This window comes from Scandinavium hiltneri, from assembly GCF_024764835.1.
Lineage (GTDB): Bacteria > Pseudomonadota > Gammaproteobacteria > Enterobacterales > Enterobacteriaceae > Scandinavium > Scandinavium hiltneri.
Genome location: NZ_JALIGE010000069.1, coordinates 261,936 through 286,345 on the forward strand (window position 1 = coordinate 261,936; position 24,410 = coordinate 286,345).

Sequence of the window (24,410 nt, forward strand, 5' to 3'; positions counted from 1 at the left end):
ATGGTCGAGACCCTGCTGGAAGTCCGCAATCTGAGTAAGACCTTTCGCTACCGTACCGGGTTGTTCCACCGCCAGACGGTCGAAGCGGTTAAACCGCTGAGCTTTACCCTGCGTGAAAGACAGACCCTGGCGGTTATCGGCGAGAACGGTTCCGGTAAATCGACTCTGGCGAAAATGCTGGCGGGAATGGTGGAACCAACTACTGGTGAACTACTGATTGACGATCACCCGCTGGAATACGGCGATTATTCGTTCCGCAGCCAGCGCATTCGTATGATTTTTCAGGACCCGTCGACATCACTGAACCCGCGCCAGCGTATTTCGCAAATCCTCGATTTCCCGTTGCGTCTGAATACTGATTTAGACGCGGAAGCGCGACGCAAACAGATCATCGACACCCTGCGTCTGGTGGGTTTGCTGCCCGATCACGTCAGCTATTATCCGCACATGCTTGCCCCGGGCCAGAAACAGCGTCTGGGCCTGGCTCGCGCGCTTATCCTGCGCCCGAAGGTGATTGTGTGTGATGAAGCCCTGGCGTCACTGGATATGTCGATGCGTTCTCAGCTCATTAACCTGATGCTTGAATTGCAGGAGAAACAGGGGATTTCGTACATCTACGTCACCCAGCATCTCGGCATGATGAAACACATCAGCGATCAGGTGCTGGTGATGCATCAGGGCGAAGTTGTCGAGCGCGGCAGCACCGCCGATGTGCTCGCCTCCCCGCTGCATGACCTCACCAAGCGTCTGATTGCCGGGCATTTCGGTGAAGCGCTGAAGGCGGATGCGTGGCGTAAAGACCGCTGAGGACTATCTTAAGTGGTCGGATTAACTCTCCTTCCACTCTATGCTAGAATCGCGACGTTTAACGACGGCCTGCCTATAATTGATGCAGCCGCTACAAAAATGACATAAGGATTAAAAGCTATGGGTTTTCTTTCCGGTAAGCGCATTCTGGTAACTGGCGTTGCCAGCAAACTGTCCATCGCCTACGGTATCGCACAGGCTATGCATCGCGAAGGTGCTGAACTGGCGTTCACCTATCAGAACGAGAAGCTGAAAGGCCGTGTGGAAGAGTTTGCTGCAAACCTGGGTTCCAGCATTGTTCTGGAATGCGACGTTGCGCAGGACGAAAGCATCGACGCTCTGTTCACCGAACTGGGAAAAGTGTGGCCGAAATTTGACGGCTTCGTACACTCCATCGGCTTCGCGCCGGGCGACCAACTGGACGGTGACTACGTTAACGCCGTAACCCGTGAAGGCTTCAAAATCGCACACGACATCAGCTCTTACAGCTTCGTCGCGATGGCTAAAGCCTGCCGTGAAATGCTGAACCCAGGCTCTGCTCTGCTGACGCTGTCCTACCTGGGCGCGGAACGTGCTATCCCTAACTACAACGTGATGGGTCTGGCTAAAGCGTCCCTGGAAGCTAACGTGCGCTACATGGCGAACGCGATGGGTCCAGAAGGTGTGCGTGTTAACGGTATCTCCGCGGGCCCAATCCGTACCCTGGCCGCGTCCGGTATCAAAGATTTCCGTAAGATGCTGGCTCACTGCGAAGCGGTTACCCCAATCCGTCGCACCGTGACCATCGAAGACGTGGGTAACAGCGCAGCATTCCTGTGCTCCAACCTGTCTGCCGGTATCTCCGGTGAAGTCGTTCACGTTGACGGTGGTTTCAGCATCGCCGCAATGAACGAACTGGAACTGAAATAAGTTCTTCTTCCGCCCTGTTTACGCAGGGCGGAAACCCCGCCGTTATTCCAGTCTGTTATTTATTATCACGCTTCAATATTTTTACCTGCCCCCGCCTTACGTCAGGATAGCTATCTCACAACGATACGACGTCCTGAAGGAATTCCCATGGAGCAAAGCCGCTCTCACGGCAAAAGCCATTGGTATCATGAAACGCAAGCGAGAAACCAGGCCGCCGATGTGCTGCCGCTGGTTCCGGAAGCCGCCCACGTCGCAAACCGTTTTTTACTGGATTTAGCCCTGCCTGATTCGGTTACTTCGCCATGTCAGCCCTGGCTGGAGGTGTCGCTGCATATTTCTGAACACCTTTTTCCTGACTCCGTTACGCCCACGCGCCTGAATACGTTTAGCGCATATGAACGCCTGAGCACCGCGTTAACCGTCGCCCAGGTCTTTGGCGTGCAGCGTTTGTGCAATCACTACGCCGCGCGACTGGCGCCACTGCCGGGGCCAGATTCGTCCCGCGAGAGTAATCACCGTCTGGCGCAAATTACCCAGTACGCCCGTCAGCTGGCCGGCTCGCCGTCGGTTATCTGCGAACGCGCTCGTCAGCAGCTGGATGCCGTCGGGCTGACCACGCCAGATATCGTGCTGATTACGCAAATCGTGGGCTTCATTAGCTATCAGGCGCGCGTAATTGCCGCCGGTCAGGCATTAAAAGGTTTGCCAGTACGCTGGATCCCTGGTATGCCGATGCAGGATGATGCCCCCGCCGCCCTTTTTGCATTCGAAACAGGACGGTGGCAGCCGGGCCTCGACAGCGTTGAAATCCGCTATGCCAGCGTCGAACAGATGGATGCCCTCGCCCATTGTTCGTCGCAAACGACATTAGAAACACTGGCACCGCTGCTGGTGTGGGATGCCCCCCTGCTCGAACGATTGAGCGAATTACTGCGCGCACTTCCGGTCGATGATGATGCCGCACAGTTAGCGGCTCTTGTTAGCGCACGAATTAACGGCAGCGTCAGCTGTTTTCAGCAAAACGCAGTTCTGGATACGCTGAAAGAAGCCGCTTTGCAGGGCGATCGGGCATTGCTGATTTGGGGCCAGGAGAAGCCGCTTTATCATGCAATCATCCAGGCGACACAGTTGCTCACTCGTGCGCCTGACCGATTCAGCGCCGCGCAGTTTACGCCCCTCACCGAGCAGGGACTTTCTGCTGAGCAAGCCTTTTCCCTGTTGGCCTGGAGCGGGTTATGCGGCTGGCTGAACCGCCTGAAAATCGGCCTTGGAGAGGTGTCTCAGGATGCGTAAAAGGCTTAAAGTTCGCTTGCTGCGAAAGGCATATTCGCGTAAAACTGTCAGCCGCTCTTTTGGCCACGAAAATACATAATTATGCTTCAGGATAACCCGCTGCTTGCACAGCTAAAACAGCAACTTCATTCCCAGACCCCTCGCGCTGAAGGGGTGGTGAAAGGCACCGAAAAAGGCTTTGGTTTTCTCGAAGTCGATGCCCAGAAAAGCTATTTCATCTCTCCACCACAGATGAAAAAAGTGATGCATGGCGACCGTATCATTGCCACCATCCATAGTGGCGACAAAGGAAAAGAAAGCGCCGAACCAGAAGAACTGGTTGAACCGTTCCTGACGCGTTTTGTTGGCCGCGTGCAGAAGAAGGACGATCGTCTGTCGATCGTTCCCGATCATCCGCTGCTGAGAGATGCCATCCAGTGCCGTCCTGTGCGCGGTCTGGAACACGATTTTAAAGAGGGTGACTGGGCCGTGGCAGAAATGCGCCGTCATCCTTTGAAAGGCGACCGCAGTTTCTACGCTGATCTCACCCACTTCATCACCTACGGCGACGACCATTTCGTTCCATGGTGGGTGACGCTGGCGCGCCATAATCTTGAGAAAGTGGCCCCGGAAGGGACTGCAACCGAAATGCTGGACGAAGGTCTGGAGCGTCGCGACCTGACCGCGCTGGACTTCGTGACTATCGATAGCGCCAGCACCCAGGATATGGACGATGCGCTGTATGCAGAAGAAGTCGCTGACGGAAAGCTGCATCTGACCGTCGCCATCGCCGATCCGACCGCGTGGATTGCAGAAGGTAGTAAGCTGGATAACGCCGCGAAAATTCGCGCATTCACCAACTACCTGCCGGGCTTCAACATCCCGATGCTGCCGCGCGAGCTGTCTGACGACTTGTGCTCCCTGCGCGCGAATGAAGTGCGTCCGGTTCTCGCCTGCCGCATGATAATCTCCGCCGATGGCACCATCGAAGACGATATCGAATTCTTCACTGCGACCATCGAGTCCAAAGCTAAACTGGCCTATGACGATGTTTCTGACTGGCTGGAAGGTAACGGTAGCTGGCAGCCGCAGAATGACGCGATCGCCGGGCAAATCAAACTGCTGGAACGCATTTGCGCCCTGCGCGGCGAGTGGCGTCATAACCACGCGCTGGTGTTCAAAGACCGCCCTGACTACCGCTTCGTGCTCGGTGAAAAAGGTGAAGTGCTGGATATCGTCGCTGAACCACGCCGCATCGCTAATCGTATCGTTGAAGAGTCTATGATTGCCGCCAACATCTGCGCCGCTCGCGTGCTGCGCGATAAGCTCGGTTTCGGTATCTACAACGTTCACACCGGTTTTGACCCGGCGAAAACGGAACAGCTTTCTGAGCTGATGAAGACCCATGATGTGCACGTCGACCCGCAGGAAGTGCTGACGCTGGACGGTTTCTGTAAGCTGCGCCGCGAACTCGATGCAATGCCAACAGGCTTCCTCGACAGCCGCATTCGTCGCTTCCAGTCCTTCGCTGAAATCAGCACCGAGCCGGGCCCGCACTTCGGTCTGGGTCTTGAGGCTTACGCCACCTGGACTTCACCGATTCGTAAATACGGCGACATGGTCAACCATCGTCTGCTGAAAGCGATTATCAAAGGTGAAACCGCGTCTCGTCCGCAGGAAGACGCGACGCTTCAGATGGCAGAACGTCGCCGCCTGAACCGTATGGCCGAACGTGATGTGGCCGATTGGCTGTATGCGCGTTTCCTGAATGACAAAGCGGGCACCGATACCCGTTTTACCGCTGAAATCATTGATATCAGCCGCGGTGGAATGCGCGTTCGTCTGGTGGATAACGGCGCCGTAGCGTTTATTCCGGCACCGTTCCTGCACGCCGTGCGTGATGAAATGGTCTGCAGCCAGGAAAATGGCACCGTGCAAATCAAAGGCGAAACCGTTTATAAAGTGACCGATGTTATCGACGTCACGATCGCCGAAGTTCGAATGGAAACCCGCAGCGTTATCGCGCGTCCATTCCAGGCGTAATACTTAAGGGCGGCTAATCATTGCTTGGCCGCCCTTTTCTTCTTCTGCAATGCGATTCCTTCCACATTTTTTGCCCACAATTCCCCCACATTCCCCCAAAAGCGATCACAATCAAATCAGGCATCGCAGCGCAAATCAATGACCTGCCTGGTCGGTGCTCTTTTTTACTCCCTGAGGACTAGTATACAAAGACAAGTCAATACAATATGTTCTGGCCTAAGTCTTTTGGGTGAACTGGCTGTACCGATTTTTAATCAATGATTCCATGATGCGCTTAAGTTGGTTTGGGAGAAGATATGACAGAGGATCTGGAGAAAAACCTGCTCTTTCGGTATCTGGGGACCAGCAGTCCCTTCTGGCGATTGTCCGATGACAGCAACGCGCTGCACCTGGCGGCCAGCGAGGAAACCGACACGAGTCAGGTGGTGGCGCTAAGTGCGGATCAGGCAGACAGTATTCGTGAGATGACGGTGATCACCTCCAGTCTGACGCTGAGCCTGAATCTTTATGGCAACCCGGTACCGGTACATCTGGTGGGCCATAAAATCAATAAATCGCAATGGGCTGGTAGCGCATCCGCCTGGGATGATACCGGCTCGGTTGCCCGCGACCTCGTGCAGGGGCTCTCCTTCGCCGAGCAGGTCGTTTCCGAAGCCAACTCCGTAATCGTTATTCTCGATCGCCACGGCAATATTCAACGCTTTAATCGTATGAGCGAAGAATATACCGGGATGAAAGAACAAGAGGTGATTGGGCAGAACGCTTTTAAGCTGTTTATGAGCCAAGCGGAAGCCGCCGCCTCGCGCCGTAATATTAGCGGTTTCTTTAAAAATGGCAGCTCGTATGAAGTCGAGCGCTGGGTTAAAACCCGCAAAGGTCAGCGTCTGTTTTTATTCCGCAATAAATTCGTGCACAGCGGCAGCGGTAAAAACGAAATATATTTGATTTGCTCTGGTACCGATATTACCGAAGAGCGCCGCGCCCAGGAGCGTCTGCGGGTTCTCGCCAATACCGATACCATTACCGGTTTGCCTAACCGTAACGCCATCAATGACATGATCACCAACGCGATTAACACTCGCGAAGATAATCAGGTCGGCATTGTGTATCTCGACCTCGATAACTTCAAAAAGGTGAACGATGCCTACGGGCATATGTTTGGCGATCAGCTCCTGCAGTCAGTGGCGTTATCAATTTTAAGCTGCCTGGAGGAAGGCCAGACCTTGGCTCGCCTCGGCGGCGATGAGTTTATCGTATTGGCGACCCAAACCTCTCAGGGCAGCCTGGAGGCGATGGCATCGCGCATTCTCAATCGCCTGCGTGACCCCTTCCGCATTGGGCTGATTGAAGTCTATTCTGGTTGTTCGCTCGGCATTTCCCTCGCGCCACAGCACGGGAACAACAAAGAAAGCCTGATCCGCAACGCCGATACCGCCATGTACACTGCCAAAGAAGGCGGTCGCGGTAAATTTTGCGTCTTCTCTCCGGAGATGAAGCTGCGAGTGTTTGAGTATCTGTGGCTCGACACCAACCTGCGTAAAGCGCTGGATAATAACCAGTTGGTGATTCACTACCAGCCGAAAATCACCTGGCGCGGTGAAGTTCGCAGCCTGGAAGCCTTAGTCCGTTGGGAATCACCGGAACGCGGGCTGATTGCGCCGACCGAATTTATCTCCTACGCCGAAGAATCCGGGCTGATTGTACCGCTCGGGCGCTGGGTTATGCTCGACGTAGTGCGCCAGGTGGCGCGGTGGCGTGACAAAGGTATTAACCTTCGCGTGGCGGTGAACGTGTCGGCGCGTCAGCTTGCCGACCAGACCATTTTCAGTGATTTAAAACAGGCACTACGTGACCTGAATTTTGAATATTGTCCTATCGACGTTGAATTGACGGAAAGCTGCCTGATTGAAAACGAAGAGCTGGCGCAGTCGGTTATCCAGCAGTTCAGTGCGCTCGGCGCGCAGGTGCATCTGGATGACTTCGGTACTGGATATTCTTCACTTTCACAGCTGGCCCGTTTCCCGATTGACGCCATCAAACTGGATCAGGTGTTTGTGCGCGATGTGCATAAGCAGCCCGTAGCGCAATCGCTGGTGCGTGCTATCGTGGCAGTGGCCCAGGCGCTGAATTTACAGGTGATCGCAGAAGGCGTGGAAAGCGCGAAAGAAGACGCCTTTCTAACCAAGAATGGCGTCAACGAACGCCAAGGTTTTTTATTTGCTAAGCCAATGCCCGCTGCCGTATTCGAGCGCTGGCTAAAGCGACGTCAGGCCCGCAAGCTGCGTTAGCTGGCTTTGCGCAGCGAGACCTGTGTATGCCGATTCTGCAACATGGCCAGACGCTCTATGTAAGGAATGTCTTTGTCCGCGAGACAGAATGCGGCGTCCACACAGGCTCGCGCATAGGCCGCAGCGCTTCACGTCGCCCATTGCGCGTATCATCAGACTGAGCCAGGCCATTTCTCGCGAAAATCCAGGCGTCGTAATTTATAATTTTTCGTTATGTGTTTTTAGCCCATGACATTTTCCGCTTCTCTTTTGTCCCCTTTTTTTGCATCATTGATTTTTCTTACTTTTCTCTCAGGATTGCCTATGTCAAACCTCGATGCGCGCCAGTTAGCTCAACGTGTTGATACCGTACTGGATATTCTGGTGGCGGGTGATTACCACTCTGCAATTAACAATCTCGAAATCCTGAAAGCAGAGCTTTTGGCTCAGGCGTCCGGTGAGCTGGAACAGAAATCAACTCAGCCTAAATCCCCTTGGGAAATTTAAAACAGTAGTGACCTTGATATGAACGCCCGACAACAATCTATTTTGCAAATGGTGATCGACAAAGGCCGCATGAGCGTTGCCGATCTCGCCCTGATGACCGGGGTTTCAGAAGTAACTATCCGTCAGGATCTGAATCTGCTGGAAAAACAAAGCTATCTGCGCCGTACTCATGGTTTCGCCGTGCCGCTCGACAGCGAAGACGTCGAGACGCGAATGATGAATAATTTCTCGCTCAAACGTGAACTTGCCGCCTGGGCTGCCCGTCTGGTCAGCCCAGGCGAAACGGTGTTTATCGAGAACGGCAGCAGTAACGCCCTGCTCGCCCGCGCGCTCGCTGAGCAACCGGGGATAACCATCATCACCGTCAGCAGCTACATTGCGCATCTTCTGAAAGAAACACCGGGCGAAGTGATTTTGCTCGGGGGCATTTATCAGAAGAAAAGCGAAAGTATGGTTGGTCCTCTAACCCGCCAGTACATTCAGCAGGTGCATTTCAGTAAAGCCTTTATCGGGGTGGACGGTTGGCAACGTGATACCGGCTTCACCGGTCGCGATATGATGCGTGCGGATGTGGTGAGCGCTGTGCTGGATAAAGAGTGTGAAACCATTGTGCTGAGCGACAGTTCGAAGTTTGGTGCGGTTCATCCTTATCCGCTTGGCCCAACGCAGAAGTTTAATCGAGTCATTACCGATGATGGCCTCTCTGCCGATCATCAGCATCTGCTCGAACACTCCGGTTTAACGGTAGACATCGTTAAACGTCCGTGAGAAAAGCCCCCGTCCTCGGGGGTTGCTTCTTTCCGCATAATATTCTGCTTAAATATTCCACGGCCCGATATTTCCATTCTGTTTCATTCTTCAACACCCTGTCATATCTAGGATTCTTCTGACGCACCAATTAAGATTTTTTACCTCCCGCTTCTCGCCCGGCAACGTAAAATTAATGTTAGCGATATAACAGGAAGTGACTATCACTTGCGTGATTTTAGTAACACCTGCGCAACACAACTCCATGAACGCCACACGGTTTCCCTCCGGGACTAAACTGAATGTAGGCACTTTCGTGGAGATATTATTCAGGAGAGAACTTTATGACTTCAATGAGCAATAAAATGACCGCAGCCGTGCTGGCTGCAACGCTGATCATGTCCCTGAGCGCATGTTCAAACTGGTCCCATCGTGACCGTAACACTGCTATCGGTGCGGGTGCCGGTGCTGTAGGTGGCGCGGTTCTGACTGATGGTAGTGCGCTCGGTACGTTGGGTGGCGCGGCAGTGGGTGGTATTATTGGTCACCAGGTCAGTAAATAATTCCCTTTCGGGAAACAATAAAGAAAACGATATTCAGATCTGACTTACGCACACTCATTTTATCTGTAAAAAAGGCCACGCAAATGCGTGGCCTTTTTATTTCTAACGACAATACTGACGTTAACCGCCCGCCAGTTTGACCTTCATGCCTTTGGCTTCCAGCAGTGATTTAATCAGGTCGCGCTTATCGCCCTGAATCTCAATCACGCCGTCTTTCAGCGCCCCACCGCAGCCACATTTTTTTTTCAGTTCTGCGGCAATTTTCGCAAGTTCGGCATCATCGGCATCAATGCCGGTAATCAAACACACACCTTTGCCTTTACGCCCACTGGTCTGGCGCTGAATGCGCACAATGCCGTCGCCTTTTGGGCGCTCGGCAGCCACTTTCGGTTCGTCAATTCGACCACTGTCGGTGGAATACACCAGACGGCTGTTGGAATCGTTCATCAGGCCTCCTTTGTAAGCGATGCGTTAATCTGACGCAGCGTTTGCGCCGGGTCAGCTGACTGAGTCACCGGGCGTCCAATCACCATATAATCAACACCTGCCACCTGCGCCTGTTCTGGGGTCATGATCCGACGCTGATCGCCCGCATCGCTGCCCGCAGGACGAATGCCCGGAGTAATCAGTTTAAATGCCTGGCCCAGTTCCTGCTTGAAGCGTACGGCTTCCTGAGCTGAGCATACAACGCCATCCAGGCCGCAGCGTTGGGTTAACGCTGCCAGCTTCGCTGCGTGATCCGCCGGAGAAAGCGAAATGCCCAAATCCTGTAAATCGCTGGCTTCCATGCTGGTCAGAACGGTGACGGCAATCAGCAGTGGCGCATCTTTGCCAAATGGCAGCAGCGCTTCGCGAGCGGCGGTCATCATGCGGGCCCCGCCGGAGGCGTGAACGTTCACCATCCAGACACCTAAATCAGCGGCAGCGGCAACCGCATGCGCAGTGGTGTTAGGAATGTCGTGGAATTTCAGGTCGAGGAAAATATCAAACCCGCGCTGTTGCAGGTCTCGCACAAGCTGTGGCCCAAACAGCGTGAACATCTCTTTGCCTACTTTCAGACGGCAGTCGCGCGGGTCGATACGATCGACGAAAGCCAGCGCTTTGTCGCGATTATCATAATCAAGGGCAACAACTACGGGCGAGGAAGTAACAATACGGGATTCAGACGTCATGACCAGACCTTCTTGTTGTGGGCCGCAACCGGCGTAAAAACGGTAAACGGCGTGCATTCTACCTGCGACAGCGTGAAATTGACAGGCTGCATTTCCCCGTTTTCACCTGCCAGGCGATGGGGGGCTCGATGCAACAAACGGTGTGTCGCAAATCCAAAAGTATGTTGTAACTAATGTGTCGGTTTTTAAAAAATTACTGGCCGTCGAGGCCGCGAATAGGTTTGACCGAGGACCAGGCCCGGCAGGAAGGACAGTGCCAGTAAAGCGTGTAGGCGGTGAAGCCGCATTTCTGGCAGCGATAGCGCGGTTTGCTGCGTACCTGTTCGCCAACCATGTCACGCAGCACCATCAAGCTGTCTTTCGCGCGCCCTTCTTCCGCTTCATTGAGGTGGTAATCCATTAATTTATGGAACACACGCATGGTCGGGTGGCGCTGAAGTTGGCGGGTGACGTAGGTTTGTGCGGTATCTGCGCCTTCGCGCTGTTCCATGATTTGCGCCAGCATCAGTTCAGCGATCGCACCGGTATTCTCTTCCACCGCACGACGCAGGAAGTGTTCCCACTCTTCGTCTTTGCCGAGTTGCTGGTAGCAGGTTTGCAGCATTTCCAAGGTTTCGCTGACCAGTTCACGGTCTTGATCGATAACGCGCTGCAGTGATTCCACCGCTTTGGCGTAATCACCATTGGCCATAAATACCCGGCCCATCATGATGGACACGCGTGCGCTATTGCGATCGGCAGCTGCGCCCTTTTTCAGCAACGTCATGGCTTTATCCGTGTCGCTGTTGCCCATTTGCTGCAGGGCCAGTTCGCACCAGAAATGGGCGATTTCAGGACGGTGCTTTTCTTTTCCGAGTTTGACCAGACGCTCCGCGACGTCGATGGCTTTTTGCCAGTCGCTGGTCGCCTGGTAAATTTGCAGCAGCTGCTGAAGCGCGCTAATACGGAATTCAGTTTCATCCACCAGTTGGCTGAACATGTCTTCTGCGCGGTCATACAGACCCGCAGCCATGTAGTCACGGCCCAACTGTTGCACTGCCAGCAGACGCTGGTCGTAGGTCAGCGAGGCGCTTTCCATTAAGGTTTGGTGAATGCGAATAGCGCGGTCGACTTCACCACGCGAGCGGAACAGGTTGCCGAGCGTCAGGTGCGCCTCGACAGTGCCGGTATCCTCTTTGAGCATGTCGAGGAACAGGTCCACCGCTTTGTCCTGCTGATTGCTGAGCAGGAAGTTAACGCCCGCGACGTAGTCACGGGAGAGGCGGCTAGCATCGTCCTGTTTGGACTGTTGTGCACTTCTGCGGCCCATGTACCAGCCATACGCGGCGGCAACGGGCAAAAGCAGAAACAACAACTCCAGCATAGAAAGTTATTCCTTCACCGCCGGAACGACCGGCGTAGGCGAAGCGGGAGTAACCGGGGTCATTTGCTGCTCAAGGCGTTTAATTTTGCGCTCTGCGCGCAGCAGTGAGACGCGAGTACGCAGCCAGAACATGCCGCAAATCAGCCAGCCGATGGCAAATCCAGCGGCAAAAAGCACCGCTAACAGAGTGGAGATCCGAAACTCCCCTTGCGCCAGCAGATAGTTAAAAGTGACCTGCTGATCGTTTTGCGCGCCAAGGGTGACGGAGACAACGAAAATCGCCAACACCAATAAGAAAATGAGTAAATATTTCACATTACTTCCCGTTATGTGGTTTATGTGAATAAATCATGTTCGATCTTTCGCTTCCAGCCTTATAAAGTACCATCTTCGCCGCAACGGCGAAACTGTCAAGCGTGCTGCCAGCTATGGATTTGTGGGCGGAAACGATTGAAATCAACCTGCGTCACTCTTCAGACTCGCGGTTTCGGATTTCCCTTGCTTCTTCTCCCGGCGGCGTCAACGGGCCACAGAGTTTTTGCGCAAGCCAGGTGGCGAGTGTCACCAGAAGCCAGGACATCAGGGTAGCGACCACTAAATCGCGCGGCCAGTGCATCCCCAGCAGCAACCGGCTGCCCATTACCGCTGTCGCCCACACCAGCAGAACCGCGATGGTTATTGTGCGACGACGTGGCCACAACAGCCCCACGCCCAGCAGCGCCCAACTGGCAGCAAACATCGTGTGGCCTGACGGGAAGGCAAATCCGGTCTCTTTCTGCCAGTGATGCCGTAAAAACGCGGGTAAATCATTTTTATCGGCCAGCTGTTGTTTCACTAAGTGTGCCCGATCTTTACGCTTTAAAGTGTAGAACTCCTCCACCGGCACCTGCTGCGTTTTTTCCAGCCAGATAACAAACGGTCTTGGTTCCTGGACCCGGTCCTTCACCCAGGATTTAGCCCCCTGACCGATAAGAATTGCCGCAGCCAGGATCGCAAAGAGCGTTAAGGCGGCGCGCAGGCGAAAACGCAGGCACCACAAAAACCAGGCGCAAAGAATGACATGCGTGATGATGCCCCACGGCTGCGTCACGGTTTCTGTTACCCAGTAGAGCATCTTCAACCACCAGGCATTGTGTCCAGGTTGCCACGTCCAGCCGGAAATCCATACTGCAACCGGCATCACGAGTAGCACGGCGGCTCCTGCCGTGGTTCGTCTGGCGATAGAAAGCATCATGTCTCCTTTTTCCTTAAACATCACAATCATAACTGAAAAACGCCATAACGGTGAAAGAGGCTGAATTGTGCGCTTAAGCAGCAGACAACCGTCAGCCATTAGGTGAAGCCCCGGCATTGTGGCAAAATAGGCGCAAACAGAAGGCACATGCATGCCGATATAATCTGGAGAATCACATGCAGCTTAAACGTGTGGCAGAAGCCAAACTGCCAACCCCCTGGGGCGATTTCCTGATGGTGGGCTTTGAAGAACTGGCAACCGGGCAAGATCACGTCGCCTTGGTGTTCGGCGATATTTCTGGGAAAACACCGGTGCTGTCGCGCATACATTCCGAATGTCTGACCGGCGACGCCCTGTTCAGCCTGCGATGCGACTGCGGTTTCCAGCTGGAAGCAGCGCTGGCGCACATCGCTGAAGAAGGTCGCGGTATTTTGCTTTATCATCGTCAGGAAGGTCGTAACATTGGGTTGCTGAATAAGATTCGCGCCTATGCGTTACAGGATCAGGGCTATGACACCGTGGAAGCGAATCACCAGTTGGGCTTTGCCGCCGACGAACGTGATTTCACCCTGTGTGCGGATATGTTCAAGCTGCTGGGGGTGGATGAAGTACGTCTGCTGACCAACAACCCGAAAAAGGTCGAAATCCTGACCGAAGCCGGGATCAACATCGTTGAACGCGTGCCGCTGATTGTCGGCCGCAACCCGAAGAACGCACATTATCTCGATACCAAAGCCGCCAAAATGGGCCATCTGCTTGGCAATTAATTCTGCGGCGGTGCCTGCGGGCACCGCCTCTCCAGCATGAACCTGTTGATTGTGCCTGTGCCTGTGCCTGAACGGGTGTAAGGTCGAAACATGAATAGCACGCGTATCTCCCTCACTTCTCGTTGGTGGCAGCCTTAATTTAGGCCGCCTGATACCCCTTTATCTTTTTTTAGTTCAGGCCGCCGGAAGGCGTCCACTCTGTCAACAGAACCGTCTCCGGTGGTCAAAACAGGAGCTTTTGATGACACATCCAACCGCGACATCTCATTGTATTTTAACCGGCGACCGCCCAACTGGCCCATTACATCTAGGCCACTACGTGGGTTCACTGCGCCAGCGCGTTGCGCTACAGCAATTGCATCCGCAATTTGTTCTGATTGCCGATTTACAGGGTTTGACCGATAACGGCTCCCGGCCCGAAAAAATCGCCAGTAATATCCTCGAGGTGATGGCCGATTACCTGGCGGTGAGCATCGATCCGCTCCGGACCACTATTTGCCTGCAATCCGCCCTTCCCGCGCTCGCAGAACTGACGATGCTGTATATGAACATCGTCACCGTTTCACGCGTGGAGCGTAATCCAACGGTCAAACATGAAATTCAGCAGAAAGGCTTTGCCCGCTCGCTGCCCACGGGATTTTTGGTCTATCCCATCAGCCAGGCTGCCGATATCACCGCGTTCGGCGCTGACCTTGTGCCTGTCGGTGACGATCAGTTACCGATGATTGAGCAGACCAATGAAATTGTGCACAAGATGAACAGCCTGATGAGAGCCCCGGTTCTGCGTCACTGTCAGGCCTTACTGAGCGCCACCGGACGCCTGCCGGGCATTGACGGTTCAGCCAAAATGTCGAAATCCCTCGGCAATACGTTGACGCTTTCCGCCAGCGAACAGGAGATCCAGCGCGCCGTTAGCGCGATGTATACCGATCCCTCGCATCTGCGCATTAGCGATCCGGGTAAAATTGAAGGCAACGTTGTGTTCACTTACCTCGATGCGTTCCATCACGATTGCGAAAAAGTGGCGGAGATGAAAGCGCACTATCAACAAGGGGGACTCGGTGACAGACAGTGCAAGAATGAGCTGGAAGACTGCCTGCAGACACTGCTGGCCCCTATTCGCGAACGCCGTCAGCAGCTGAGTGCCGACAAAGAAACGCTGCTGGGAATATTGAAGCAAGGCAGTGAGAAAGCCCATGAGCATACGCAAAAAACGCTGCTTGCCGTTAAACGCGGACTAGGTCTACCGGTGATGTTCTGAGCTATCACGCCCGGTGACGCTGCGCTTGCCAGGCCTACAGTGGGGTCCGTAGGCCTGGCATACTTGCGCCGCTGGGCATTTTTGAGTTAACGCAGCATATTACGGATCACGTAATGCAGTATCCCGTCGTTCTGGTAATAGGTCAGCTCCGTCGCCGTGTCGATACGACAGCGGCAATCAATCACCTCTTTTTTACCCTCTGCGCGGGTCAGCGTCACCGGCACAGTAGCACCCGGTTTCAGCTTTTGCAGGTCAACGATGTCAATCTGCTCTTCACCGGTCAGTCCCAGCGTTTGACGGGTAACGCCTGCCGGGAACTCAAGCGGCAAAATCCCCATCCCGATCAGATTAGAACGGTGAATACGCTCGAACGATTCCGAGATAACCACCCGAATGCCCAGCAGACGCGGACCTTTTGCTGCCCAGTCGCGGCTTGAACCCGAGCCGTACTCTTTCCCGGCGATGACCGCCAGTGGTGTGCCCTGCTCCTGATAGCGCATCGCGGCATCGTAAATCGAAATCACTTCCGTTCCTGGCAGATAACGGGTCATACCGCCTTCAATACCAGGCACCATTTCGTTACGAATACGGATGTTGGCGAAGGTGCCGCGCATCATCACTTCGTGGTTGCCGCGACGGGAGCCATAGGAGTTAAAATCGCGACGTTCGACGCCATGATTTTGCAGATAACGCCCTGCCGGACTGTCCGGTTTAATACTTCCTGCCGGGGAAATGTGGTCGGTGGTCACGGAGTCACCGAGCATCGCCAGAATTCGCGCGCCGTGAATATCCTGCACCGGGTCCGGTTCTATCCCCATTTCATCAAAGAACGGTGACAGGCGGATGTAAGTGGAATCCTGCTGCCAGCCATAGGTGTCTGATTTATCGACCTGAATCGCTTTCCATTCCGGCGTGCCTTCAAACACTTCAGCGTACTCTTTGCGGAACATCTCAGTCGATACTTCTTCCACTGCGCGGGCAATCTCTTTGCCGCTCGGCCAGATATCCTTCAGATACACCGGATCGCCCTTGCCGTCATGTCCCAACGGGTCGGTCGTCAGGTTGATATTCATGTTACCCGCCAGCGCATACGCTACCACCAGCGGCGGCGAGGCCAGCCAGTTGGTTTTCACCAGCGGATGAATACGTCCTTCAAAGTTACGGTTACCGGAAAGCACGGCCCCTACGGTTAAATCGCCTTTCTTGATGGCCGTTTCAATTGGGTCCGGCAACGGACCTGAGTTACCGATACAGGTAGTACAACCGTAACCGACCAGGTTAAAGCCCAGCTCATCGAGGTACGGCGTGAGTTTGGCGTGGGCCAGATAATCCGACACCACTTTTGAGCCCGGCGCGAGCGACGCTTTCACCCACGGCTGACGCTGAAGGCCAATTTTGACGGCCTTTTTCGCCAGCAGTCCGGCGGCCATTAACACGCTCGGGTTGGAGGTATTGGTACAGGAGGTGATGGCGGCGATCACCACCGCGCCGTCCGGCAGCTGATACTGATGCCCGTTCAACGTATAGTCGACCGGATTACGGTCTTTCTGCGCGGTGTTCAGTTCAAGCTCAGAACTTTGCGCAAAAGCCTTCGGCACGTCGCCGAGCGCCACGCGATCCTGCGGACGTTTCGGCCCAGCAAGACTCGCTTCGACATCATTCATATCCAGCTCAAGCGTGCTGGTAAACACCGGTTCATCCCCGGTATTACGCCACATGCCCTGCGCTTTGGCGTAGGCCTCCACCAGTTCAATTTGATCGTCGCTGCGCCCGCTGAGGCGCATGTACTCCAGCGTAACGCCATCAATCGGGAAGAAACCGCAGGTCGCGCCGTATTCCGGTGCCATATTGGCGATGGTGGCGCGGTCCGCCAGCGGCAACGAGTCCAGTCCGTCACCGTAGAATTCAACAAATTTACCCACCACGCCGTGCTTACGCAGCATCTGGGTGACGGTCAATACAAGGTCAGTAGCGGTGATGCCTTCCGCCAGTTTGCCGGTCAGTTTGAATCCGACAACATCCGGGATAAGCATGGATACCGGCTGGCCGAGCATCGCGGCTTCGGCTTCAATCCCGCCGACGCCCCAGCCTAAAACACCGAGACCGTTTATCATCGTGGTATGAGAATCGGTACCGACCAGCGTGTCCGGATAAGCAATCCACTCGCCGTCCTGTAGCTCGCTCCACACCGCTTTGCCGAGATATTCCAGGTTAACCTGATGGCAAATACCGGTGCCCGGCGGTACGACGCTGAAGCGGCTGAATGCCTGTTGTCCCCAGCGCAGGAATACGTAGCGTTCATGGTTGCGTTCCATTTCCAGGCGCACGTTTTCGCCGAACGCGTCGTCATCACCGAAGTGATCGACGGTAACCGAGTGGTCAATTACGAGGTCGACCGGTGAAAGTGGGTTTACTTTCGCGGTGTCACCGCCGAGGCGTTTCACGGCCTCACGCATCGCCGCGAGATCGACCACGGCAGGCACACCGGTAAAGTCCTGCATCAGCACGCGCGCGGGACGATAGGCAATTTCACGATCGGCATGGGCATTTTTCAGCCACCCCGCCAACGCATGAATATCTTCTTCGGTTACAGAATCACCGTCCTGCCAGCGCAGCAGGTTTTCAAGCAGGACCTTGAGTGATTTTGGCAGGCGAGAAATATCGCCAAGAGTTTTGGCGGCTAGCGGCAGGCTGTAATAGTGATACGTTTTGGCTTGGGCCTGTAACGTGTCCTTACTGGCTTCTCGTAGGGTTGACGACATAGCTCCTCCTTAATGACAGGGATTGCGATACCCTGATGCTCCTCAGGGTCTGTCTATAAAGATAACACAACCACAACGTAACGCTTTGATAACAACCCAAATTGATAAATGGCAGGGAAACGTGACAGGCAAAAGACAGTAAACCCGGCGTAAGCACCGGGTTTATCAGAGGATTATTTGATGAGCATCCAGACTAGCTGGCACCAGAAAAGGACTGAAAGTGTAAAGGCTCCAATCCATGACCAGTATTTCAGGTTACGTTTCGTATTCATTATATTAACACCTATAGTTATTCATTCTGACTGCCTATTCAGGCAGTGGTCTCATTGCTGTGGTGTATTTATTAACGAGTACAAAAACGAACGTACTGCAAACTCGCCGAAAACATTCTGTTGAATGATTAACTTTTTTTATCGTCGGCATCAGCAAAGGAATCAATAAACGCCTTCTGCTGGGTCGTCAGTTTCCAGGAGGCTGGAACGGTTACCGGCTCCTTTTTGTGGTCCTGAGGTTTGTCATTTGACTGACATGCGGCCTTCACGGGCAGACTCTGACCAGAAACAACCATTTTTAGCCCCAATATTTCCAGATGAGTAGTGCAACAACCACCCAAAACAGCGCAGAGCCCAGGAATACCGCCCGCCAGGCTTTTCGCTTCAGCTCAGCATCCCTCTGCGGTTCTTCACTTCCTGATGGCATTGCTAACCTCATACAATCGGCGTCACTTATCATTATTGCACCGAACAATCGGTACCAGTAATCATCATTGAGATTAATCCTAATTAAAAAGGCGCTAAAAATCCAGCGATTTTACGAATGGTTACCCATTGGATCTTCAATCTTTGACGGCAAATAAATAATTGACGAGAAAAATTTGCGAAGCAGCAAAATAGTTTCTACTTTTGTCGATTTTTAACAGCAGATTAATAAAATTAGAGGGCCTGGGAATGGAAACCAGAAAAAGGATAAATGCAAATGAGGGAGATTTTAATTTACGTTAAGTGATCTAATTCACGATATCCCCGTTGCCAGGGATACCATTAATACCCTGAGAAATTATTTCTCAGGTAATTTGATATCTTTAAACATCTCTTCGATATCTTCATTGGAGCGCAGCGCCACGGCAGTATCGACCACGTCGCGGGTCAGGTGCGGTGCAAAGCGCTGAATAAAATCGTACATGTAGCTGCGCAGGAAAGTGCTGCGACGGAAACCAATCTTGGTGGTGCTGTGGCTGAAGATGTCGCCGGCCTCGAGCTTGATAAGGTCAGGATCGGAAACCGGGTCGACGGCCATACTCGCGATCACACCGACGCCCAGTCCCAGGCGCACATAGGTTTTAATAACGTCGGCATCGGTTGCTGTGAACACGATACGCGGCGTCAACCCTGCGCGATTAAACGCGGTGTCCAGCTCTGAACGCCCGGTGAAACCAAAGGTGTACGTGACCAGCGGGTACTGCGCCAGTTCTTCGATGGTCACCGACCCTTTCCCTGCCAGTGGGTGATCTGGCGTAACCACAATAGAACGGTTCCAGTGGTAGCACGGCAGCATAACTAAGTCGTCATACAGATGCAGCGCTTCGGTGGCGATGGCGAAATCGGCATTGCCTTTGGAGACCGCTTCGGCGATTTGCGTCGGCGAACCCTGGTGCATATGCAACGACACGCGCGGGTAACGCTCAATAAAGCCTTTGATAACGCCCGGTAGCGCATAACGCGCCTGAGTGTGGGTGGTTGCCACGTAAAGCGAGCCTTTATCCGGCCAGGTATGTTCCCCGGCAACCGATTTTATCGCATCGACTTTAGACAGGACTTCGCGCGCGATACGGATAATCTCCTGCCCCGCCGGCGTCACCTGCGTCAGGTGTTTTCCGCTTCGGGCAAATATCTGGATACCCAGCTCATCCTCGAGCATACGGACCTGCTTACTGATGCCTGGCTGAGAGGTATACAATCCTTCAGCGGTCGAGGAAACGTTGAGGTTATGGTTCACAACCTCAACGATATAACGGAGTTGCTGTAGTTTCATGACCGGTATCCGATATGCGTACGGCGCGGTTGCCTAATACGATTTGATAATAAAAAAATGGTTAACTATAACCACTATATCATTTATACCGGATGTGTATAGATGTGAAGAAAAAATAATAACGTGGCTATTTTTGCCAAAAGAAAGGGCCGCAGAGCGGCCCTTAACGGTGTTTTTCAGTGATTCAGAAATGCATTACTTCTTCGCGACTTCCTGCCACTTGCCGTCGATAAAGAAGGCAGACCAACCGGTCGCTTTACCGTCTTTTTCAGAAGACACGTACTGCTGCTTCGTTTTACGGCTGAAACGCACCATGGTCTTGTTGCCCTGGCCGTCTTCCTGTGGAGCATCTGCCAGATAGCGCAGTTTTTCCGGCAGACGGTCACGGAAGCGGTACAGCTCTTCCACTAACGGTGCACGCGTTTCACGCGATTTAGGGAAGGTATTTGCCGCCAGGAACACGCCCGCAGCGCCATCACGCAACACGAAGTACGCATCTGATTTCTCACACTGCAGTTCTGGCAGCGGAGTTGGATCTTCCTTCGGCGGAGCCACTTCACCGTTACGCAGGATCTTACGGGTATTCTTGCAATCGTCGTTGGTACAGGCCATGTACTTACCAAAACGTCCCATTTTCAGGTGCATTTCAGAACCACATTTCTCACACTCAACAATTGGGCCATCATAACCCTTGATGCGGAACTCGCCTTCTTCGATTTCGTAACCGTCGCAGGTCGGGTTGTTACCACAGACATGCAGCTTACGTTTCGGATCGATAAGGTAGCTATCCATCGCCGTACCGCATTTGGCACAACGGCGCTTAGCACGCAGCGCATTCGTTTCCGCGTCGTCGCCTTCCAGTACGTTCAGCACTTCGTTTTCTGGCACCAGGTTAATGGTGGTTTTACAACGCTCTTTCGGCGGTAAAGCATAGCCGGAACAGCCCAGGAACACGCCGGTGCTCGCGGTACGGATCCCCATCTTACGGCCACAGGTTGGGCAGTCGATGCTGGTCATGATCATCGGGTTCGGCTGCATACCGCCTTCTTCCGGATCTTTCTCCGCCGTTTCGAGCTGACGGGTAAAGTCGCCGAAAAAGTCGTTCAGAACCTGTTTCCACTCGGCCTGATGGTTTGCGACCTGGTCAAGGCTACTTTCCATCTGCGCGGTGAAGTCGTAGTTCATCAGCTCGCGGAAGTTGTCTTCCAGACGATCGGTGACGATCTCGCCCATTTTCTCGGCGTAGAAACGACGGTTTTCGACGCGAACATAGCCACGATCCTGAATGGTCGAAATGATCGACGCATAGGTAGACGGACGGCCAATACCACGTTTTTCCAGTTCTTTAACCAAAGACGCTTCGCTGAATCGCGCCGGTGGTTTGGTAAAGTGCTGAGCCGGAAGCAGCTCAACCAGGGTCAACTCTTCACCTTTTTTCACCGGCGGCAGCGTACGGTCTTCGTCGCCTTTACGCAGCGCAGGCATGACTTTTGTCCAGCCGTCGAAGCGCAGAGTACGACCACGCGCTTTCAGTTTGAAATCACCCGCACCAACGGTTAGCGTGGTGGAATCGTACTGTGCTGGCGTCATCTGACACGCAACAAACTGGCGCCAGATCAGCTGATACAGTTTCTGTGCATCAGCTTCCATATCTTTCAGAGATTCGGCCACAACCGCGACATCAGAAGGACGAATTGCTTCGTGCGCTTCCTGTGAATTCTCTTTGCTGGCGTACTGATTCGCGTTTTCCGGCAGGTATTTCTTACCGAAGTTTTCACCAATGTAGTCGCGAACCATGCTTACCGCGTCCTGACTCAGGTTTGTGGAGTCGGTACGCATATAAGTGATGTGACCCGCTTCATACAAACGTTGAGCCATCATCATGGTTTTCTTCACGCCGTAGCCGAGACGGGTACTTGCCGCCTGCTGGAGCGTGGAGGTAATGAACGGCGCGCCCGGCTTGCTGCTGGTCGGCTTATCTTCACGTTCGAGTACGCTGTAGCGCGCTTTCTCAAGCTGGCTAACGGCGGCCATGGTTTCATCACGGGTAACCGGACGGAACGGCTTATCGTGATGATGGCTAACTTCCAACGGCAGCGCATCGCCTGACGGCGTCGCGGTGTTGGCGTCAATTTCCCAGTACTCTTCCGGAACGAACGCTTTAATTTCACGCTCGCGCTCAACAACCAGACGTACGGCAACAGACTGTACGCGTCCTGCAGACAGGCCACGAGCAATCTTTTTCCACAGCAGTGGAGAGACCATGTAACCCACCACGCGGTCGACGAAACGACGCGCCTGCTGAGCATTAACCCTGTCGATATTCAGTTCACCTGGCGTGTCAAACGCCTGACGAATCGCATTCTTGGTTATCTCGTTAAACACCACGCGGCTATAGCGTGAGTCATCACCACCGATCACTTCCCGTAGGTGCCATGCAATGGCCTCCCCTTCGCGGTCAAGGTCAGTTGCGAGATAGATATGGTCAGCTTTTTCAGCTAACTGTTTGAGTTCAGCGACAACCTTTTCTTTACCTGGCAACACTTCGTACTGGGCAGCCCAGTCGTGCCACGGATCAACGCCCATGCGGTTTACAAGCGCACCGCGTTCATCCTTTTTCGGCTTTTTGGCCGGTTTGGCGGCGGTAGAGTCGGCGCTCTTTTTGCTTGCTGAGCCACTGGTCGGCAGATCGCGGATATGACCCACGCTGGATTTCACAACGTAGTCATTACCCAGGTACTTATTGATCGTTTTGGCTTTTGCCGGGGACTCAACGATAACGAGAGCTTTACCCATATTCACCTTTACCTAATTTGATTCTTCCAGGAATACGCACTTTCCAAAAGGAGGGTGCATATATCGCACTTGAATTCACCTTCCACTGGCGACGTGCCTAAATCTTGTGGCGGCGTCAATGGATATCAACCCCTTCTCTGGTCCGGCCCCAGAAGCCTGAGTCAGAGGATTGAGTTTGCTGGCCTTTTCCTGCCAGGTGGTATAGCACGAAGAATTTTCGGTCGAATGTCAAGCAATTCTGTTGCCAGAATGCGAAAGCGTCACACTGTACCTGATAAAATCTGTTACGCAACTTTATTAGCATGCAAAAGCAATTCCCGCCAGCCGACGCGACCTCGCGATGTCCTTGTGTTTAACAGGGAAAATTTGCCCGCGTGGCGCGCCGGGCGTAAACTATTGGCAGTGTTTTAGAGGAGTCAGTGATGCAAGAAACATCCCAACCTATCGATAGCCAGTCCCTGCTGGTAGAAGCTAACCGCCTGATCCGTGAACATGACGATACGATGAAAGGTATCGAAGCGACCGGTGTAACCCAGCGCAACGGCGTGCTGGTGTTCAGCGGCGAATACTATCTTGATGAACAAGGCCTGCCGACACCAAAGAGCACCGCAGTGTTCAATATGTTCAAATATCTCGCTCACCAGCTGTCAGAAAAATACCACCTGGTCGATTAAAAAAATGCGAGGCTCAGGCCTCGCATTTCATTTACATCATCGGTTTTTGCCCGCGCTGCCACCAGCGCATCAACAGATGATCTGCGCTTTCTGCAGCACTGCCGGTAAAACGGTCCATCAGTTTCTTGCGTTGCAGATAACGAACGTTCAGTACGTCGTGCCCGTCCATCAACCCGAGCAGCAGGTCGTCACTGGTGCCAATTTCATCCACCAGCCCTTTCTCCTGAGCCTGTTGACCGTACCAGTGTTCGCCTGTCGCCACCTGGTCAATGTCCAGCTGCGGGCGCATTTGATGCACGAAATCTTTAAAAAGCAGATGGGTTTCGTTGAGATCTTCGCGGAACTTCTGTCGCCCTTCTTCGGTATTTTCACCGAGCAGCGTCAGCGTGCGTTTATATTGACCCGCAGTATGCAATTCGATGTCGATATCTTTATTTTTCAGGAAACGGTTAAAGTTCGGGATCTGCGCGACCACGCCGATGGAGCCGATAATGGCGAACGGGGCGGAAACAATTTTGTTGCCGACACAGGCCATCATATAGCCGCCGCTGGCCGCCACTTTGTCCACCGCAATGGTCAGCGGGATCTGCTTATTGCGAAGACGCTGGAGCTGTGACGCGGCAAGGCCATAGCCATGCACCACGCCACCAGGGCTTTCCAGACGCACGACCACCTGGTCCTGCGGTTTGATCACCGCCAGCACAGCGGTGACTTCTTCACGCAGCGCGGTGACCTCATGGGCGTCCATGCTGCCTTTGAAATCCAGTACCCAGACTTTGGGCTTATCGCCGGTTTCTTTTACGCCCTTCTTCGCGTTAGCCTTCGCCGTTTTGGCTTCAAGCTTGTGCTTTTTCTTCTGCGCTTTGTGCCAGAGCTTTTGCTGTGGGCCGTCAAGCAGCGCCACGCTCATATCTTCCTGCATCTCTTTATATTGTTCACTGAGATTCGTGATCCGCAGCTCTCCGCGCTGCCTTTTACGTTGGGTAAGATTCACGATTAGCGTAGCAACTACCGCAATCGCGACCACAATCGTGGCGATTTTCGCCAAAAACAACCCATATTGAGAAAGTAGTTCCACGCTTCCACCTTGAAAAGAATCACTTGGTTATCGCGCACAGTGTACAACAGCCCATACAGTGCGTCTCCCGCCAGAATTGTACGATGCGAGCATGCTTCCCGTTTTTTTCATGGGCAATGAAATGATTGCAAAATGTTAATTCTGAACAGGCTTTCCG

General features: G+C 53.5%; 23 protein-coding genes. 11 read left to right on the plus strand and 12 right to left on the minus strand.

The window, feature by feature from the left end:
- The 8 genes from sapF to osmB all read left to right on the plus strand — a co-directional run bounded on the left by sapF (window position 1) and on the right by osmB (window position 9,115).
- Window positions 1-807: a putrescine export ABC transporter ATP-binding protein SapF gene (gene sapF / locus MUU47_RS05720; RefSeq protein WP_110507946.1), complete on the plus strand. Its 807-nt coding sequence runs from the start codon at window positions 1-3 to the stop codon at window positions 805-807.
- 120 nt (window positions 808-927) lie between these two features.
- Window positions 928-1,716, plus strand: coding sequence for an enoyl-ACP reductase FabI (fabI, locus tag MUU47_RS05725; protein ID WP_258987220.1), 789 nt, complete (start codon window positions 928-930; stop codon window positions 1,714-1,716).
- A 147-nt stretch (window positions 1,717-1,863) separates the two neighbouring features.
- On the plus strand, window positions 1,864-3,009 hold the full coding sequence (locus tag MUU47_RS05730; RefSeq protein WP_258987221.1) for a CMD domain-containing protein: 1,146 nt from the start codon (window positions 1,864-1,866) through the stop codon (window positions 3,007-3,009).
- A gap of 81 nt (window positions 3,010-3,090) precedes the next feature.
- On the plus strand, window positions 3,091-5,031 hold the full coding sequence (locus tag MUU47_RS05735) for an exoribonuclease II (RefSeq protein WP_258987222.1): 1,941 nt from the start codon (window positions 3,091-3,093) through the stop codon (window positions 5,029-5,031).
- A 296-nt stretch (window positions 5,032-5,327) separates the two neighbouring features.
- Window positions 5,328-7,319, plus strand: a complete 1,992-nt coding sequence (gene pdeR / locus MUU47_RS05740; protein WP_258987223.1) for a cyclic di-GMP phosphodiesterase — start codon at window positions 5,328-5,330, stop codon at window positions 7,317-7,319.
- A 303-nt stretch (window positions 7,320-7,622) separates the two neighbouring features.
- Window positions 7,623-7,805 (plus strand): YciZ family protein, encoded by a 183-nt coding sequence (locus tag MUU47_RS05750; protein WP_258987224.1) that lies wholly within the window; start codon window positions 7,623-7,625, stop codon window positions 7,803-7,805.
- 18 nt (window positions 7,806-7,823) lie between these two features.
- Window positions 7,824-8,573 (plus strand): DNA-binding transcriptional regulator YciT, encoded by a 750-nt coding sequence (gene yciT / locus MUU47_RS05755; RefSeq protein ID WP_258987225.1) that lies wholly within the window; start codon window positions 7,824-7,826, stop codon window positions 8,571-8,573.
- A gap of 323 nt (window positions 8,574-8,896) precedes the next feature.
- Complete coding sequence (osmB, locus tag MUU47_RS05760) at window positions 8,897-9,115, plus strand: osmotically-inducible lipoprotein OsmB (RefSeq protein WP_258987226.1); 219 nt, start codon at window positions 8,897-8,899, stop codon at window positions 9,113-9,115.
- Between the two features lie 120 nt (window positions 9,116-9,235).
- Here the strand turns inward: osmB and yciH are convergent, their stop codons facing one another.
- From yciH to pgpB, 5 genes are all read right to left on the minus strand, one after another.
- Window positions 9,236-9,562 carry a stress response translation initiation inhibitor YciH gene (gene yciH / locus MUU47_RS05765; protein WP_258987227.1) on the minus strand — a complete coding sequence of 109 codons (327 nt, stop codon included), beginning with the start codon at window positions 9,560-9,562 and terminating at the stop codon, window positions 9,236-9,238.
- The gene (pyrF, locus tag MUU47_RS05770; RefSeq protein WP_258987228.1) at window positions 9,562-10,287 is read right to left on the minus strand and encodes an orotidine-5'-phosphate decarboxylase; all 726 of its coding nucleotides are present in this window, start codon (window positions 10,285-10,287) and stop codon (window positions 9,562-9,564) included. The genes yciH and pyrF overlap by 1 nt, the downstream gene beginning before the upstream one ends.
- A 193-nt stretch (window positions 10,288-10,480) precedes the next feature.
- A complete protein-coding gene (gene lapB, locus MUU47_RS05775) occupies window positions 10,481-11,650 on the minus strand; it encodes a lipopolysaccharide assembly protein LapB (RefSeq protein WP_258987229.1) in 1,170 nt (389 codons plus the stop codon).
- Between the two features lie 6 nt (window positions 11,651-11,656).
- Window positions 11,657-11,965: a LapA family protein gene (locus MUU47_RS05780; RefSeq protein WP_258987231.1), complete on the minus strand. Its 309-nt coding sequence runs from the start codon at window positions 11,963-11,965 to the stop codon at window positions 11,657-11,659.
- Between the two features lie 151 nt (window positions 11,966-12,116).
- Window positions 12,117-12,881, minus strand: coding sequence for a phosphatidylglycerophosphatase B (gene pgpB / locus MUU47_RS05785; RefSeq protein ID WP_258987264.1), 765 nt, complete (start codon window positions 12,879-12,881; stop codon window positions 12,117-12,119).
- A gap of 179 nt (window positions 12,882-13,060) precedes the next feature.
- Here pgpB and ribA point away from each other — a divergent pair, with 179 nt between their 5' ends.
- Both ribA and trpS read left to right on the plus strand, forming a co-directional pair.
- Complete coding sequence (gene ribA, locus MUU47_RS05790; protein WP_258987232.1) at window positions 13,061-13,651, plus strand: GTP cyclohydrolase II; 591 nt, start codon at window positions 13,061-13,063, stop codon at window positions 13,649-13,651.
- A gap of 241 nt (window positions 13,652-13,892) precedes the next feature.
- Window positions 13,893-14,912 carry a tryptophan--tRNA ligase gene (gene trpS / locus MUU47_RS05795; RefSeq protein WP_258987233.1) on the plus strand — a complete coding sequence of 340 codons (1,020 nt, stop codon included), beginning with the start codon at window positions 13,893-13,895 and terminating at the stop codon, window positions 14,910-14,912.
- An 86-nt stretch (window positions 14,913-14,998) separates the two neighbouring features.
- Here the strand turns inward: trpS and acnA are convergent, their stop codons facing one another.
- The 6 genes from acnA to topA all read right to left on the minus strand — a co-directional run bounded on the left by acnA (window position 14,999) and on the right by topA (window position 22,501).
- Window positions 14,999-17,674 carry an aconitate hydratase AcnA gene (acnA, locus tag MUU47_RS05800; protein WP_258987234.1) on the minus strand — a complete coding sequence of 892 codons (2,676 nt, stop codon included), beginning with the start codon at window positions 17,672-17,674 and terminating at the stop codon, window positions 14,999-15,001.
- 173 nt (window positions 17,675-17,847) lie between these two features.
- Entirely contained in the window at window positions 17,848-17,946 is a 99-nt protein-coding gene (ymiC, locus tag MUU47_RS05805) for a small membrane protein YmiC (protein ID WP_258987235.1), read from the minus strand.
- Between the two features lie 128 nt (window positions 17,947-18,074).
- Window positions 18,075-18,242: a YciX family protein gene (locus tag MUU47_RS23635; RefSeq protein ID WP_509908860.1), complete on the minus strand. Its 168-nt coding sequence runs from the start codon at window positions 18,240-18,242 to the stop codon at window positions 18,075-18,077.
- Window positions 18,243-18,244: 2 nt separating this feature from the next.
- Complete coding sequence (locus MUU47_RS05810) at window positions 18,245-18,406, minus strand: YmiA family putative membrane protein (RefSeq protein WP_509908861.1); 162 nt, start codon at window positions 18,404-18,406, stop codon at window positions 18,245-18,247.
- Window positions 18,407-18,730: 324 nt separating this feature from the next.
- Complete coding sequence (gene cysB, locus MUU47_RS05815; RefSeq protein ID WP_097161090.1) at window positions 18,731-19,705, minus strand: HTH-type transcriptional regulator CysB; 975 nt, start codon at window positions 19,703-19,705, stop codon at window positions 18,731-18,733.
- Between the two features lie 195 nt (window positions 19,706-19,900).
- Entirely contained in the window at window positions 19,901-22,501 is a 2,601-nt protein-coding gene (topA, locus tag MUU47_RS05820; RefSeq protein WP_258987237.1) for a type I DNA topoisomerase, read from the minus strand.
- 422 nt (window positions 22,502-22,923) lie between these two features.
- On the opposite strand from topA, the gene MUU47_RS05825 reads away from it, so the two are divergent.
- Window positions 22,924-23,175: a YciN family protein gene (locus MUU47_RS05825; RefSeq protein WP_125354779.1), complete on the plus strand. Its 252-nt coding sequence runs from the start codon at window positions 22,924-22,926 to the stop codon at window positions 23,173-23,175.
- A 31-nt stretch (window positions 23,176-23,206) separates the two neighbouring features.
- On the opposite strand, the gene sohB is transcribed toward MUU47_RS05825, so the two are convergent.
- Window positions 23,207-24,253 carry a protease SohB gene (gene sohB, locus MUU47_RS05830; RefSeq protein WP_258987238.1) on the minus strand — a complete coding sequence of 349 codons (1,047 nt, stop codon included), beginning with the start codon at window positions 24,251-24,253 and terminating at the stop codon, window positions 23,207-23,209.
- Window positions 24,254-24,410: the final 157 nt, after the last annotated feature.